This is a genomic window from Streptomyces sp. NPDC030143, assembly GCF_055573695.1.
In genome coordinates this window covers 48621-63949 of the sequence record NZ_JBVIAY010000018.1, presented here as the reverse complement: position 1 = coordinate 63949, position 15329 = coordinate 48621, and the positions used below count along the sequence as shown (strand labels likewise).

Below are 15329 nucleotides of genomic sequence, written 5' to 3'. Positions count from 1 at the left end.
CACCGGCCCCGCCGTACCCGGCGCTACGGGAACCGTGCTCAGGACTTCGCGCCCGAGGCCTCGACGTGGCGTGCGCGCACGGTCGGATCGTGAAGGCGATGCGGTTGCCACCCGCCGCCGAGCCGCCGCGTTCACCGTCACGTCGCCGGTGAGCGTCGGACCGGCCGCCGCGCTGGTCCGGCCCGGCTCAGCACGCTACGGCCCGTCCACGCCGGGCGCGCGTCCCACCCGTCCTCTCACGCGCGGGACGGGGAGGTGTGCATCCACAAGCCCGGGGGCCGACCGACCACCGGACGGTGGCGGTCTCGCGAGCGGTGACGGCTCCGGGCCGGCGAAGCCGCGGCGCCCGTGGGACGCCGCGGCACTGTCGCGTCCTCGAGTCAGCTCGCGTTGGAGAAGGTCAGCTCCGGCGTCGCGTGGTCCTTGCCGCCGTTCTCCCCGCTCTTCAGGTAGACCGTGTGCGACACGGACCCCCGGCGGCCACCTGGAACCGCAGGTGGCTGACAGCGGCGGGCCGACCGCCGCTCCTCGTCGCCATGATCAGGTGACGAGGCTCAGCAGGGTGTCAGGCGCTGTGCGGCCCGGATGCACTTGCCGTCCGTTCGAGGTAGCGGGCACCCCAGCGGTCGGCCGGCGCCGCCACGGGGGCTCCGCGGCAGGCGACTGGAGTCCGCGGCCCCCACCACCGCCATGCGGTCAGAGGTGACGATGTCGCGTCTGCCCTCGCCTGCGGTTTCCGCTGGGGCGAGCCTCCCCCGTAGCCGGCGAGGGCCGCGGTGCGTCCGTGTTCAGTCGCAGCAGTCGCAGCAGCACTTGCACGGGTTGCAGCAGCCACCGCCCCCGCCGCAGCCGTCTCCCGAGCCGCCACCGGAACCACCGCCGGAACCGCGGCCGCCGCCGCCGGAACCGCCGGAGGAGCCGCCCGAGTTGCCGCCCGGGCCGCCGAACCAGCCGTCGCCCCCGGCACCGTCCCGGCCGGAGCCCCCCTGGCCGGAGCCGCCCTGGCGGTTGCCGTCGCCGAACTGCCAGGGCTCCCCGTCATCCGGTCCGGCGTCGTCGTCGCAGGTACAGCAGCTGACGCACAACCCGCAATCGCGGCACAACCGGCGCCACTGGCCGCACCGTCGGCACTGTCCCTCCCTGGGCCGGTCCGACGCCGTCGGGGCACCCTCCGGGGCCGTGCCCACAAGGTCACCGGCGCCGCACGCCGTGCCGGCCCCCGAGGGCGTTCGTGTCACCGTAGGGCGCTCAGGCCAGGGCAGCGTGAGCAGGCCCCGCCTCTGGTGGCGGTGCTGGTGGTGAGGACGGCGGTCGAAGGCGCGGTCGACGGCACGCTCCAACTCGCCGCCCAGAAGGGCCCGTACCAGCCGTCCGTCGACGAACGTGGCGTCGCTCAGGGCGAGTCGGATCCCCTGGACGGCGTCGTCGCAGAGCCGGCGCACCTCGGCCCGGTCCACACCGGTCACGGTGATCGGGTTCCAGGCGTCGCAGGCCTGGTCCGCGTCCAGGTCCTCCACCGCGTCCAGCAGATGCGCCAGCCGGCCGAACAGACGGCCGGCCTCCGCCAGCGGTTCGGCGTTGCCCGGGCGGCCGGCGAGCACTGCGGTGTGCGCGAAGGCGGCGGCCGTTGCCGTCTCGGTGGGCTCCGTGACCGTCAGCAGCGAGCCGCCGGGGCCGGTCAGCCGCTCGATCTCGGGCTGGCGTTCGACCGCGCCGAGCAGCACCGCGGTGTCGAAGCCGAGCCGTGCGCCGCCCGCGGCACCCGCACGGTCCCAGCCCCGGGCGATTCGGCGTGCCGCCAGCGTCACCGGGCGGCGCCCCCACAGGCCGTCGCCGTCGGCCACGTGATCACGTATCTTCGCCGCCGCCAGCACCAGCGACACCGTCGCCGCCAACCGCGCGCCCTCGCCCTGCGCCACGTCCGCCGACCGCATCCCGCGCAGCGGGCAGGGACCGGCGCCTCGCCGCCAGTCGCCGGTCCGCTCCGACTGCGCCTCGGTCAGCACCGAGACGATCAGCCCGTCGTAGTTCGTGGCCACCCGGGCGAACTGCCCGTACTCGCCGCGCAGCGCCAGGCACAGCCCGCACAGATGGGCCATCCACTCGGTACGCATGCCCTCGCCCAGCCGATGACGACATGGCCTGATGATTCCGAACACCGAAGTTCGCCCCCGTAACAGATCAGATCCGGATACCCGGACACAGCAGGTTGGACGGCTCACGGACGCGTGTCCGCCCATGAGGAACGCCCGCGTGTCGGCCACCGCGTATGACATCGACGCGCGGCCGACATCCTAGAAGGCTCCGGGGCCGTCGCCGATGCCGGCTATGGCGTGCGCACCCCGTTCCGCCGTCGTGGGGCCGGGAACGCAGGACTCAGCAGTTCTGCCCCGGACCGTAGTGGCCGAGGAACATGTCCACCCCGCTGACGATGAGGCGGTCCGTGAGGCCGTCCTCGATGTGAGTGCCGTAGGTGCTGAACACCATGTGGGGGAAGACCAGCAGCGCGTAGAGCTGGACGATGGCGGCTTCCAGGTCCGCAATGACGAGCCGGCCCTGATCCACGAGCGTGCGCAGGGCGCCGGCCACGGCCGGATGGTGACCCTCGGGGCCGTGGCCGTGCCAGGCCCGGCCGAGTTCGGGGAAGCGGTGCTGTTCGGCGGCGACCAGGTTGCGCAGGGCGATGACGTCCTGGTTCGTCCTGACGGCGTGCACCCATGACCGGGCCGCGTCGATGAGAGCCGCGCGCAGGTCCTCGGCTTCGGCCAGCCCTTCGAGCGCGGCCGAGGAGGCGTGGCCGAGGGGCTCGTCGAGCGCGCTGGTGATGACTGCGGTGAACAGCGCTTCCTTGCTGCCGAAGTGGTTGTAGACGGTCACCTTGGACACGCCTGCCTCCGCGGCGATCGCGTCCATTCCGACGCCGAACCCCTCCCGCAGGAAGAGTGCGCGAGCCGCCCGGACGATGGCCTGCCGCTTCTGTTCGGCGCGCGGGCCGCTGGGGGGCTGTTTGACGCTGTCCACGCTCATGCGTCGAGTCTAACAGTTGACTGAACTGAACAGTTCACATGTACTGGTCCGTACAGTTCAGCCGTCGGCGGAGGCAGCCTCTCCGCCCCCGTTCAAGAGGAGGACTTCGTGTCCCCCGTCTGCCCATCTGATCGCTGCACCCCCTGACCGCGGGGCCCCGCCCGCGAGCCGGTGGCTCACCCTGGCCGTCGTCAGCGTGAGCCTGCTGCCGGTGGGCCTGGACACCACCGTGCTGAACGTCGCCCTGCCGACCCTGGTGAGTGAACTGAGCGCGTCCACGAGGGAGTTGCAGTGGATCGTCGACAGCTATCTGCTGATGTCCGGCAGCCTGGTGCTGTTCTGCGGCAGCATCGCCGACCGGCTGGGCCGCAAGTGGGTCTTCATGACGGGTCTGGCGCTGTTCACGGTCGCGCCGTCGCCGCCGCCTACGCGGGCTCCGTGACCGCGCTGATCGCGGCGCGGGGGGCGATGGGGGTCGGCGAGGCACTGATCATGCCCGCCACGCTGGCGATCATCGGGCAGGTCTTCCCGCGGGGCGCCGAGCGCACCAGGGCGATAGGCGTCTGGTCGGCGGCGGTGGGCGTGGGTACGGTGATCGGCCCGATGGTCGGCGGCTGGCCGCTGAGCGGTTTCAGAGGGTCCCGGCGTGGGCGGTTGGCCGTACGTGAGGGCTTGGCGAACCGCCCACCGGTACGGCGACTCGCCAAGCCCTGTCGACGAACTCGGCCCACGCCGACAGCGGTTGGGGTCAGAGGCCGATGTCGACCAGCCCCTTCCCGGCGGTCCGGGGGGATGCCGAGCAGTTTTCCGCGCGGGGTTCCCGGGTGTGATCGAGCGGTCCGAGAGAGAGTGCTGCCGTCGTCGCCCCGTCAGCCGTCCGACGCGGCAGTCACCGTAGCGGGATCCACCCCGGTGAGTTCGACGATGCGGTGCGGTGGCATGCCGGCGGCCAGTGCGCGTCCGATCAGCCCGTCCCGGTCGTCCGTGCAGTCGCGGTAGGCGAGCAGCTCCTCCTCGATCCGGGCGAACGGCTCCGGTGCCATCCGGTGGCGGACACGGCTCAGTTCCTCGTCGCTCAGCGGGACGGGCAGTCGCTCCGCTCCCTCGGGAATGGCCGCCGTCTCCTCCGGTGGCAACAGACGCAGGCGCGGGGAGGTGGGCGTGCTGCCATGAGCGTCGAGCCACGCGCGTACCGCGGGAGTCTCCATGCAGGCGAGATCGCCGACGGCGGCGGGAGCCACGCCGAACGCAGCGGCGGACGCGTCGTCCAGCAGGAACAGGTAGGCGTCGTCGGTCATCCTCGGCTCCTTCTCGACGGGAACTGATCGACATCCCATTACCCCGCCTCGCCCGGATTACCGCCGGCTCACCGGTGCCGGGTCACCGCTACGGGGACGCGCGGGTCCGCCCACGACCCGGGTCCGACCCGCAGCGCCCGGCAGGGTCGAACGCTCCCACCGCTCACTGCTCGGTGAAGGCTGTTGCCTCCTCGGCTACGGCTTCACCGGCAGCACGGCGTGGACGGCCGGCGGCACATCCACGCCGACACCATTGCCGCCGGACCCCGCGCCCAGGCCGTCCTGGACGAACAGCGCACCGGGACGCTCGAGCCGGCCGGCCCGCTCCGCGTGGCCACCGGTGGAGCCACGGCCGTCGTCCCGGCGGGCCCGCCATGGAGCTCCGAACAGAAGGGGTTTCAGGAGACGGCAGCGTCGTCGACCGTACGCCGTGTCTCCAGAAGGGTGTCGACTCCGGTGATCTCACAGAGCCGCTGAAGCTGCGGTGACGGTGCGACCAGACGCAAGGTGACCGCCTGGTGAGTGAGGATCAGCAGGTTGAGAAACGTCGAGTCCGCGAAGGTGACGCCAGAGGCGTCCAGGACCACCTTCGTATGTTTCTCGGCCGCGGCCTCCAGCGTCTTCGCCAAAGGCGTGATCGTGTGCAGGTCGTAGGAGCCGCGCGCTGCGACGACCCAAGCCCCGCGCCTCGGGTACTGCAGCACCTCAGCGTCCTCCGGGGCCTGCGAGGTGGCCTGTTCCGGCAACGGCTTCCCGCCTGTGTCGCTCGTGAGCGTCGGCATGGCGGCCTCGTCCCAGGGCACCTTCGGGCTCCTCGTGTTGTTCTCCCTTGCGGGAGGATGTCGTCCGTTACCTGAAAAGTATGTCATGTATCCGTGTTCGGCAACGGTGGGCCCCGTAAAATCCGGGGCATGGTTGCAGTGCCCGAATCTCACACCGGATGGACGTTCATCACCAACCACGCGCGCGTCCTGGCCGTCATCGCCGACAACCCGAACGTCCGCGTCCGCGCCATCGCTGCCCGCTGCCGACTCACGGAGCGCGCCGTCGCCCGGATCATCTCCGATCTCGAGCAGGACGGTTACCTCTCCCACACCCGGGACGGCCGCACGAACACCTACCGCATCGAGCCGGACAAGGTGCTGCGTCACCCGGCCGAAGCCGGCCTCTCCGTGGCTTCCCTGCTTTCCCTGCTCGTACAGGATGAGAGCGATCGCATCAGGAAGCCGGTCGCCCCCTAGCGGTCGCTGAGCCCCGACACCACGAGGCAGTGGTGGACGAGAGACCCGGGCACGGTCAGGGCCGCCTCTGTCCACCAGCGGGTCGAGCCCGGTCGAGCGGCTGCACCCGCGGCCGGGGTGTGCCGCCCGGGGAGCAGTGCCGTGCTCCTGCGCCTCTGCAGATGACCCCGGGTCGACCGCGGCATCATGAGGCCCGATGAGCCATCCCCGTCCGGAAGAGAGCACTGCCATGCCAGAGGTGAACGGCGTCGATGTCCGCGGTACGCAGCACTGCGAGACGACCGCTCTCGGAGTGCTGCTGCGGCACCAGGGACTCGATCTGTCCGAGCCCATGCTCTTCGGCCTCGGGGCCGGTCTCTCGTTCGTCTACTGGGACGGCAAGAACATGGACTTCCCCTTCCTCGGCGGACGGGTCAGGCCTTTCGACCTCACCAGGAACCTGGCCGCGAGACTCGGGCTGGAACTCCTGGTCCAGGAGACCACCTCCCCCCGCAGGGCATGGGAGAACGTGGCGGCCCCGATCCAGGCCGGCCACCCCGTCGGATTACAGGTCGACAGCTACCACCTGGACTACTTCGTCTCGAAGGTGCACTTCGGCGGCCATGTCGTCGCCATGTACGGCTACGACGACCACGACGCCTACCTGGTGGACACCGACCAGCAAGGCGGAGCCGTGTCCACCAGCCTGACCAGCCTCGCCCGGGCCAGGGCCGCGCGCGGCCCGATGACAGCCAAGCACCGCTCCTTCACCCTCGCCCTTCCGAAGCGACTGCCCTCCCCGCGGGAGAGCGCGGTCGCGGCCGTCACGGCCTGCGCCGACGCCTTCCTCCACCCGCCCATCGCCAACCTCGGTTACCGAGGCATCGAGAAGGCCGGCAAGCTGGTCCGCACATGGCTTCGGCGCACCGACGACCCGCAGCGGGATCTACCGCGGGCTGCCCTGCTGATGGAAAGGGCCGGCACCGGCGGCGCTCTGTTCCGCAACCTCTACCGCGACTTCCTGGCCGAGTGCGCTCAACTGCACGACAGCAGCCACCTGCGCACCGGCCACAGGCTCTACTCAGAGGCAGCCACCTTGTGGACGGAAGCAGCGGCGCTGATCGCACAAGCCGGCACATCGGGCGATGGGGAGTGCCTCGATCAGGCGGGCGCCGTCCTCTGCGACCTTGCACGGATAGAACGCGACGCGATGCAGGCGCTGAGTGCCTGCTCGTGATCGACGGGGACCTCACCTCGTCCCACGCGGCGCACCGGCCGTACGGCAGCGGCACCTCGTGCTGCGCGGGGGCCGGCGCCCGGTCCGTCGCGTGAGCCGGGGCCGTGCGGGCGCGAGTGCGCCCTCAGACCGTTCCTCCACGTCCACGGCAGCCGACACCCAAGGGAAGTGCCGGGCCGCGGGGTCGTCCGAGGCGGGGTGCCGCCTCGGGGTCCCATCAGCGCGCGGCGAGGAACTCGAGCGTGTCGATCACGCGGTTCGAGAAGCCCCACTCGTTGTCGTACCAGGCGACCACCTTGATGTGGCGGCCCTCGACGCGGGTGAGGGCGGAGTCGAAGATCGACGAGGCCGGATTCCCCGTGATGTCGGAGGACACGAGCGGGTCCTCCGAGTATTCGAGGATGCCGGCGAGCGGCCCCTCGGCTGCGGTGCGGTACGCCGCCAGCACGTCGTCGCGCGTCACGTCGCGGGCGACGGTGGTGTTGAGTTCGACGATCGAGCCCACCGGCACCGGTACGCGGATCGAGTCGCCGGACAGCTTGCCGTCGAGGTTCGGCAGCACCAGGCCGATCGCCTTGGCGGCGCCGGTCGTGGTGGGCACGATGTTGACGCCGGCGGCGCGGGCGCGGCGGGGGTCGCGGTGCGGGCCGTCCTGGAGGTTCTGCTCCTGCGTGTAGGCGTGCACGGTCGTCATGAACCCGTGTTCGATGCCGGCGAGTTCGTCGAGGACCGCGGCCAGCGGAGCGAGCGCGTTGGTGGTGCAGGAGGCGTTGGAGACGATCGTGTGCAGGTCCGGGTCGTAGGCGTCGGTGTTGACCCCGAACGCGAGCGTGACGTCGGCTCCGTCCGACGGCGCGCTGACGAGGACCTTGCGCGCGCCCGCGTCGAGGTGGGCGCGGGCGGCCTTGGCGGAGGTGAAGCGGCCGGTGGCTTCCAGGACGATGTCGACGCCGAGTTCGGCCCACGGCAGCTGCGCCGGTTCGCGCTCGGCCAGCACCGTGATCCGACGGCCGTCGACGACGAGGGCGTCTCCGTCGACGGTGACCGGACGCCCGAGCCTGCCGGCTGTGCTGTCGTAGGCGAGCAGCCGGGCGAGAGTGGCGGGCTCGGTGAGGTCGTTGACGGCGACGATCTCCAGGGTGCTGTCGCGTTCGAGCAGTGCGCGCAGCACATTGCGTCCGATGCGGCCGAATCCGTTGATGGCGATGCGAGTCATGAGTGATGTCCCTTCCCTTCGCCCCCAGGCTCGCCCGCGACCGGTGCCGCTGACAGTGGCGCGGTCGCCATGGTTCACAAGGATCCCGCCACGCAGCTACTCGCCCCGCGTGAAGGTGCGCCGGTACTCGCTCGGTGTGGTGCCGAGGATGCGCTGGAAGTGCAGGCGCAGGTTCGCGCCGGTGCCGAGCCCGACGTCGGCGGCGATCTGTTCGACACTGCGCTGCGACCGCTCGAGCAGTTCGCGGGACAGGTCGATGCGGGCGCGCATCACCCACTGCATCGGCGTGTAGCCGGTCTCCTCGACGAAGCGTCGGGAGAACGTGCGTGCCGAGACCCCGGCCTGCCGCGCCAGTACGTCGAGGGTGAGAGGCTCGTCGAGCCGGTGCAGCGCCCACTCGCGGGTGGTGGCGAAGCGCTCCCCGAGCGGTTCGGGGACGCTGCGCGGCACGTACTGGGCCTGGCCGCCGCTGCGGTAGGGGGCCGCGACCAGGCGGCGGGCCGCGTGGTTGGACGCGGCCACACCGAGGTCAGCGCGCAGGATGTGCAGGCACAGGTCGATGCCGGAGGCGGCACCGGCCGAGGTGAGCACGCTGCCCTCGTCGACGAACAGGACGTTCTCGTCGACCTGGACGAGCGGATGCCTTGCCGCGAGTGCCCGCGAGTAGTGCCAGTGCGTCGTGGCGCGTCTGCCGTCGAGCAGACCTGTGGCGGCGAGCGCGAAGGCTCCTGTCGAGATGGCGGCGAGCCGCGCGCCCCGGGCGTGTGCGGCGATCAGCGCGTCGACGACGGCCTGCGGCGGGTCGTCGCGGTCCGGGTGCCGGTAGCCGGGGACGAAGACGACGTCGGCCCACGCGAGGGCGTCAAGGCCGTGGGCGACGTAGTACGACAGGCCGTCACCGCCGGTCACGAGACCGGGCGCGGCCCCGCACACCCGCACCTCGTACGGCATGCTGGTGCGGGTCGTGAACACCTGTGCCGGAATGCCGACATCGAGCGGTTTCGCGCCTTCGAGCACGAGGACGGCAACGCGATGCAGACGGGGGGACGGCACGGGAAGAGGGTACGTGGGGCCTGCTCCGACACGCCCACGGGACCGAGCGGACGGGTGGTCGAGCGCGGAGCGTCGACGGTGAAGCGCACGGGGGTCGTGCTCGGTGCCTCGACCCCGACGACGTGGTCGGGGGCGCACTCGGATGCGCCGTGCTCGGTGCTTTTACCCCGACGTGGTCGGGGGGACTCGGACGCGCCGTGCTCGGTGCCTCGACACCGACGACGAGTTGGGGGCCCCGTCCTCGTGCGCCGAAGGGCGACCACTCCGGTCGGAACCCCGGCCCGCTGCCCGGCCGGGGAATCGGTGCCCCACTGGGCCCGTCGGTCGCGGTCCCGACCGGAGTGGGCGGTCGAAGTGCCGGGCGGAGCCCTCGGTGGCCCACGCCGCCGCCGAGCGGGTGCGGCGGGTGCGGCTGTCACCGCGGGTATTCGGGGCTCCATTGGGCCGCCTCGACAGCCGCGCGCAGCTCCTCCTGCGTGGCCTTCGGGGCGACGCCGTCCTCCACCGCCGCCGTCGCCGCGGCCACCGCGATCTCCCGTGCGGCGTCCCGCATGTCCCGCAGCGGCAGCAGCAGCGGGGCGGGGGCGTCGGTGTCGTCCGGGGCGAACCGGGCGGCGCGGTCACCGACCGCGCGTGCGGCGGCCACCATCATCCGGTCCGTGACCCGGGTGGCCCGGCTCGCGGTGACCGCCAGGCCGATGGCCGGGAAGACGTACACGTTGTTCGCCTGCGCGACCGGCACCTCGCGGCCGTCGACCGTCACGGGCGGGAACGGGGAGCCGGTCGCGACCAGCACCCTGCCGTCCGTCCAGCGCACCAGGTCGGCCGGGTCGGCCTCGGAGTGGGACGTCGGGTTGGACAGCGGGAAGATCACCGGGCGGTCGCAGGACGCCGCCATCCGCCGCACGATCTCCTCCGTGAAGGCGCCGTGCGCGGTGGACAGTCCGATCAGCACGGTGGGCTCCACCCGGTCCACGACCTCGGCCAGGCTGTACGGCTCCTGTTCGTCGTCGCGGGCGTAGACCCGCTGCTCGTCGGTCAGCCCGTCGCGGGAACCGGTCAGCAGCCCGTCGACGTCCACGAACCAGAATCGGGAGGCGGCCTCCTCCTGGGGCACGCCGTCGTCGACCAGTGCGATCCGGATCATGTCGGCCACGCCGATCGCGGCGGAGCCCGCACCCAGGATCACGAACCGCTGGTCGGCGAGCCGGGTGCCCGCCACCCGCGTCGCCGTGGTGAGCGCACCGAGCGCGACGGCGGCGGTGCCCTGGATGTCGTCGTTGAAGGTCAGCAGCCGGTCGCGGTAGCGGGTGAGGATGCGCCGGGCGTGCGCCGTCGCGAAGTCCTCCCACTGCAGCAGCGTTCCCGGCAGCTCGGCCTCCACGGCCGCCACCAGTGCCTCCACCAGTTCGTCGTACTCGGCCCCCGTCACCCGGCGTTCGCGGCGGCCCAGGTAGTGCGGGTTGTTCAGCAGGTCCTCGTTGTCCGTCCCGGCGTCCAGCAGGATCGGCAGTGTTCGAGCGGGGTGGATACCGCCGATCGCCGTGTAGAGGCTGAGCTTGCCGATCGGGATGCCCATGCCGCCCACCCCCTGGTCCCCCAGGCCCAGGATGCGCTGGCCGTCGGTGACGACGATGACGTCCACGTCGTCGTGCGGGCGGTTGCGCAGGATCTCCGGGAAGCGGTGCCGGTCCTCGTACGACAGGAACAACCCGCGTGGGCGGCGGTAGATCTCGCTGAAGCGGCGGCACGCCTCGCCGACCGTCGGCGTGTAGACGACCGGCAGCATCTCCTCCAGGTGGCGGGTGACCAACCGGTGGAACAGCACCTCGTTGGTGTCCTGGAGCTGGCGGAGGTAGATGTGCCGGTTGAGCGGTTTGTCGTAGCCGAGGAACGCCGCGTACGCCCGGTCGGCCTGGTCGTCGAGGGTCTCCACGGCAGGCGGCAGCAGCCCGTCGAGGCCGAGCTCCGCCCGCTCCTCCGCGCTGAACGCGGTTCCCTTGTTGCGCAGCGGGTCATACAGGTGTGCGGTGCCTTGGCGGGAATGGTTCTCAGTCATGCCTTCCCGCCTGCCCTGCATGCCCTGCCCTTCACGTCAGGCCGAGGGCAAAACGTCGGCAAGGAACCGTCAGCGGGCCGCCCACCGTCCCGCCCCGTCCAGGAGAGCGGCAGTCCCGCACGGCCGACGTTCCCCCGCTCGGGCGGCGGTTGCCGCACACCGTCGGCCCGAGCCCACCGACCGGAGCGCGCGGCGGGCTACCGGCTCTACGGCGTCGACGCGCTCGCACGCCTTTCACGAACCAGATGCGAGGGGCGTACACGAGCCGGTGTGCGCCCTGGGGTGTTCAAAGCGGTGCGTCGGCGGCCGGCGGGGTGGTGGGGTTTCCGGCGGGGCTGACGAGTCCGGTCCGGTAGGCGGCGATGACGGCTTGGACGCGGTCACGGAGTCCGAGTTTGGCGAGGACACGGGCGACGTGGGTCTTGACGGTGGCCTCCGCGAGGTGGAGGTGAGCGGCCAGTTCGGCGTTGTTCAGTCCGTGCGCCAGCAGGTGGAGCACTTCGAGTTCGCGGGGCGTCAGCGTGGTCAGGTCGCGGTGGACCGCGGTGGAGTCGGCGTCGTGGCGGGCGAATCGTTCGACGAGACGGCGGGTGATGGCCGGGGCCAGCAGCGCGTCGCCGGAGCGGACCATGCGGACGGCGGCGACGAGGTGTTCGGGAGTGATGTCCTTGAGGAGGAAACCCGAGGCCCCGGCGGACAGGGCCGCGTAGACGTAGCGGTCGAGGTCGAAGGTGGTCAGCATGATCACGCGGGGCTCGTGGTCCGTGCCGGTCAGGATGCGGCGGGTGGCTTCCAGCCCGTCGAGTCCCGGCATGCGGATGTCCATCAGCACCACGTCGGGTCGGGTGCGCCGGACCGCGTCGACGGCTTCCGCGCCGTCAGCCGCCTCGGCGACCACGTCCACGCCGTCGGCCGTGAGGATCATCCGGAAGCCGGTGCGGACCAGTGCCTGGTCGTCGGCGATCACCACGCGCGGCGAGCCGGTCACGAAGCCTCCAGGGGAATGACCGCGGTGACGCGGTAACCACCTGCCGGGTGCGGCCCGGCCCGCAGCGTTCCCCCGTAGACGGCGAGACGCTCGCGCAGGCCGATCAGCCCCCGTCCGGTCCGGGTGGCGCCGCCGGTGGTCCCCGGGGTACTCGACCCGGACCTGCCCGGTGTGCCGCCGGCGTCGGTGACGTCCACCCGGAGTCGGTCGGGGGCGTGGTCGACGGTGACCGCCGCGGTCGCCCCCGGGGCGTGCCTGACCGTGTTCGTCAGTGCCTCCTGCACCACCCGGTACGCGGTCAGTTCGACCCCGGACGGCAGCGGACGCGTTCGCCCGGACACGGTCAGGCTGACCGGCATCCCGGCCCTGCGCACCCGTGCGACCAGCGCTTCCATCTGGTCCAGGCCCGGCTGTGGCGTCAGGTCCGCCGTGTCGGCCCCGCTGCCGTCAGGCTCCGCGTGGGTGTCCGGGGTCAGGAGCCCCATGACGTGGCGCAGTTCGGTCATCGCCGCCCGGCCGCCGGCCTCGACCGCGAGGAGCGCTTCGCGGGCCTGGTCGGGACGGGCGTCCAGGACTTTGCGGGCTGCCCCGGCCTGGATGACCATCACGCTGACGTGGTGCGTCACCACGTCGTGCAGTTCGCGGGCGATCCTGGCGCGTTCGTGTTCGACCGCGCGGCGCAGCGCCTCGTCCTGCTCGCGTTCCATGGAGGACAGGCGCCTGCGGCCCTCCTCGGTCCGCAGTTTCCATGTGCGCAGGCCGTTGGCCGCCACGACGATCGGGACCAGGATCAGGTACGGGGCGTACTTGGCCGGGACCGTGGGCAGTGCCGAGTCCGTGCTGACCAGGAACACCGCCGTCGCCAGGCTCGCCAGGGTCGGAATCCGGTGGGGGCTGTAGGCGGCGGCGCTGTAGGCCGCGACGACGCAGGCGTAGAAGGTGAGCCGAGGCGCGTCGTGCGGTGTCGCCACGACCGCTGCCAGCACGACCCACAGCACGGCTAGCGGGTACCGCCGGCGCAGCGCCAAGGGTGCCGACGCGATGACCGCGACGATCACCGGAGCGATCCACTCGCCGGGCAGCGGCGCGGGCCGGTCGCCGCGGTCGACGACGGCGGTCATGTTGTCGAGGACGTAGTGGACGGCGCCGGCACCGATGACCAGTGCCAGCACCACGTCGAACGTCCGGCCGCGCCGGGTGAGCCGCGGCTGAGGACCCGTTCGGCCCGTCGGTCGCGTGACCGACGTTCCCGGTCGGTCCGCGTTCTCCCGCTCGCGCAGCCGGTCGGGGCCGACCCGCTCGCGTAGTCGCTCCACCATCGGCACGGTCGTCACGGCCCCATTCTCGCCGAGGCCCGGGCCCGCGACGTCCGTCCCTGTGATCACTGTGGTCACCCGGGATACACCGAACGACTACATCGCAGGGATGACGCCGGCCGGCCTCATCCTCTCGCGGTACCGGAAACGGTCCCGGCGGCGGGCGCGCCCGGTCCGGCGCCGCCTCTAGCGTCCACGGAGCCGGAGTCGACAACCCGACGGAGGGACGACCATGACCGCACCGCCGACCGAACCGCACGCCGTGGACCGCGAGACCAGGGCGTCGGGCAACCCACCACCGACACCGCGGAACCGGATCGTGCGCCGCGGCCTGGCCGCCGTGGCCGGGCTCCTCGTCCTGGCCGCGTCCCCACCCGCCTCCGCCGCGGACGCGTCGCCCACTGCCGTCGGCTCCGCCGAATCGTCGGTCGCATCGAGCGGCACGCCGTACCTGCCCGTGCCCACCGGCCCGCACCCGGTCGGCAGAACGTCCCTCCATCTGACGGACGTCTCCCGCCCCGACCCCTGGAGACCCGGGCAGGACGCGAGGGAACTCATGGTCTCCGTGTGGTACCCGGCGAAGTCCTCGGACGGGCGACGGGCGCCGTACATGACGCCGACGGAGTCGCAGCTGCTCCTCACGGACGGCGGCATCACCGGCATGCCCCTCGAGGTGTTGAGCACCACGCGGACGAACGCCGTCGGGGACGCCGAACCGGTGGGACGTCGGCGCGGTGTGCCCCTGGTCGTGCTTTCGCCCGGTTTCGGCAAGCCCCGCGCGACGCTGACCGCCCTGGCCGAGGACCTGGCCAGCAACGGCTACATGGTCGCCGCGATCGATCACACGTACGAGAATGTGGCCACGACCTTCCCCGACGGACGGGTTGCCACCTGTGCCGCCTGCGAGGTGGACCATGACCCGGCGTTCTGGGACAGGCTGGTGACGGGCCGAGCTGCCGATGTCTCCTTCGTGCTCGACGAACTGACCGCACCACACCCCCGGTGGAACGGCGCCCTGCTGATCGACCCCCACCGGATCGCGATGGCGGGCCACTCCGTGGGAGGCGCGAGCACCAGCGCCGCCATGCTCGCCGACTCCCGGATACGCGCCGGGATCGACATCGACGGCACCATCCAGGTCCCGATTCCCGGCAGCGGCCTGTCCCGGCCGTTCCTGTTCCTGGGCAGGGCCGGCGCATACACCCCGGGAGGCGGAGGCCCGGCCGTCACCTGGGAGCGCGACTGGCGGCACCTGACCGGATGGAAGCGCTGGCTCGTGGTGGCCGGCGCCGAGCACGCCTCCTTCACCGACGTCGGGCTGCTCGCGGAACAACTCGGCCTCGACATCGGCGCGACCCTGCCCGCCGCCCGCGCGTCGCAGATCACCCGCCGATACAGCCGCGCGTTCATGGACCTGCACCTGCGTCACAGGCCACAACCCCTGCTCGACCAGGCGTCGAGGCACTTCCCCGAAGTCATGGTCTGCTCCGGGGGGTCGCCGACCTGCAGTAGCTGATCCCGCATCCCGGGCCACCGCGGTCCTCACGGCCCGGTGGCCCGGGATCGGCCACCGACCTCGGCCGCTCGGCGAGGGCCGCGGCAGCGGCTCCGCCGCCTCCGCCGGGTCGTCGGCGGCCCGGGCTGCCATGCCGTCCGTGAGCACCCGGGGCGGCCACTCGGGCAGGCGATCAAGCCGCCCGCTCGACGGCTGACTCCCCCGCACGGTGGCCGAACCCGGCAGCGGACACAGGGACGCTGCCGGTCGTCCCCGCCGGAACACGTGGGCAGTGGACCTTGGCGTCGAAGGGCGCACTCACCGGCCTCGGCAGCCGCTCAAGGGGCCCTTGCACTATGAGCGCCTGATCAGGCCGCGCGGCCCGGGCGGGCACAGAAGGACCCCTTCGCCGGGAGTGCG

At 72.1% G+C, this 15329-nt stretch carries 13 protein-coding genes and 1 pseudogene; 5 read left to right on the top strand and 9 right to left on the bottom strand.

Annotated elements, in window-relative coordinates:
• Nucleotides 1-788: 788 nt before the first annotated feature.
• Together ACZ4YY_RS27440 and ACZ4YY_RS27435 are read right to left on the bottom strand one after the other, a co-directional pair.
• Entirely contained in the window at nt 789-2159 is a 1371-nt protein-coding gene (locus ACZ4YY_RS27440) for a DUF5685 family protein (RefSeq protein ID WP_468295693.1), read from the bottom strand.
• Nucleotides 2160-2376: 217 nt separating this feature from the next.
• Nucleotides 2377-3027, bottom strand: coding sequence for a TetR/AcrR family transcriptional regulator (locus ACZ4YY_RS27435; RefSeq protein ID WP_468295689.1), 651 nt, complete (start codon nt 3025-3027; stop codon nt 2377-2379).
• A 196-nt stretch (nt 3028-3223) separates the two neighbouring features.
• Between ACZ4YY_RS27435 and ACZ4YY_RS27430 the strand changes: the two genes are divergently transcribed.
• Together ACZ4YY_RS27430 and ACZ4YY_RS27425 are read left to right on the top strand one after the other, a co-directional pair.
• Nucleotides 3224-3469 (top strand): MFS transporter, encoded by a 246-nt coding sequence (locus tag ACZ4YY_RS27430; RefSeq protein ID WP_468295683.1) that lies wholly within the window; start codon nt 3224-3226, stop codon nt 3467-3469.
• A 26-nt stretch (nt 3470-3495) separates the two neighbouring features.
• Nucleotides 3496-3588 (top strand): annotated as a pseudogene (locus tag ACZ4YY_RS27425) (hypothetical protein); the annotation flags it as partial.
• A gap of 308 nt (nt 3589-3896) precedes the next feature.
• Here the strand turns inward: ACZ4YY_RS27425 and ACZ4YY_RS27420 are convergent.
• Nucleotides 3897-4325 (bottom strand): DUF6003 family protein, encoded by a 429-nt coding sequence (locus tag ACZ4YY_RS27420; RefSeq protein ID WP_468295680.1) that lies wholly within the window; start codon nt 4323-4325, stop codon nt 3897-3899.
• A gap of 398 nt (nt 4326-4723) precedes the next feature.
• The gene (locus ACZ4YY_RS27415) at nt 4724-5128 is read right to left on the bottom strand and encodes an STAS domain-containing protein (protein ID WP_468295677.1); all 405 of its coding nucleotides are present in this window, start codon (nt 5126-5128) and stop codon (nt 4724-4726) included.
• Between the two features lie 108 nt (nt 5129-5236).
• Here ACZ4YY_RS27415 and ACZ4YY_RS27410 point away from each other — a divergent pair, with 108 nt between their 5' ends.
• Together ACZ4YY_RS27410 and ACZ4YY_RS27405 are read left to right on the top strand one after the other, a co-directional pair.
• Entirely contained in the window at nt 5237-5566 is a 330-nt protein-coding gene (locus ACZ4YY_RS27410) for a helix-turn-helix transcriptional regulator (protein WP_468295674.1), read from the top strand.
• Between the two features lie 229 nt (nt 5567-5795).
• Nucleotides 5796-6782: a BtrH N-terminal domain-containing protein gene (locus ACZ4YY_RS27405; RefSeq protein WP_468295671.1), complete on the top strand. Its 987-nt coding sequence runs from the start codon at nt 5796-5798 to the stop codon at nt 6780-6782.
• A 217-nt stretch (nt 6783-6999) separates the two neighbouring features.
• Here the strand turns inward: ACZ4YY_RS27405 and gap are convergent, their stop codons facing one another.
• The 5 genes from gap to ACZ4YY_RS27380 all read right to left on the bottom strand — a co-directional run bounded on the left by gap (nt 7000) and on the right by ACZ4YY_RS27380 (nt 13417).
• Nucleotides 7000-7998: a type I glyceraldehyde-3-phosphate dehydrogenase gene (gene gap, locus ACZ4YY_RS27400; RefSeq protein WP_468295668.1), complete on the bottom strand. Its 999-nt coding sequence runs from the start codon at nt 7996-7998 to the stop codon at nt 7000-7002.
• Between the two features lie 96 nt (nt 7999-8094).
• Nucleotides 8095-9051 (bottom strand): GlxA family transcriptional regulator, encoded by a 957-nt coding sequence (locus tag ACZ4YY_RS27395; protein ID WP_468295665.1) that lies wholly within the window; start codon nt 9049-9051, stop codon nt 8095-8097.
• A gap of 415 nt (nt 9052-9466) precedes the next feature.
• Nucleotides 9467-11110, bottom strand: a complete 1644-nt coding sequence (locus ACZ4YY_RS27390; RefSeq protein WP_468295660.1) for an NAD-dependent malic enzyme — start codon at nt 11108-11110, stop codon at nt 9467-9469.
• A gap of 286 nt (nt 11111-11396) precedes the next feature.
• Nucleotides 11397-12098, bottom strand: a complete 702-nt coding sequence (locus ACZ4YY_RS27385) for a response regulator (protein WP_468295655.1) — start codon at nt 12096-12098, stop codon at nt 11397-11399.
• Nucleotides 12095-13417 (bottom strand): sensor histidine kinase, encoded by a 1323-nt coding sequence (locus ACZ4YY_RS27380; RefSeq protein WP_468295913.1) that lies wholly within the window; start codon nt 13415-13417, stop codon nt 12095-12097. Before ACZ4YY_RS27380 ends, ACZ4YY_RS27385 begins: the two co-directional genes overlap by 4 nt.
• Before the next feature lie 229 nt (nt 13418-13646).
• Here ACZ4YY_RS27380 and ACZ4YY_RS27375 point away from each other — a divergent pair, with 229 nt between their 5' ends.
• Nucleotides 13647-14930 (top strand): alpha/beta hydrolase family protein, encoded by a 1284-nt coding sequence (locus tag ACZ4YY_RS27375; protein WP_468295652.1) that lies wholly within the window; start codon nt 13647-13649, stop codon nt 14928-14930.
• Nucleotides 14931-15329: the final 399 nt, after the last annotated feature.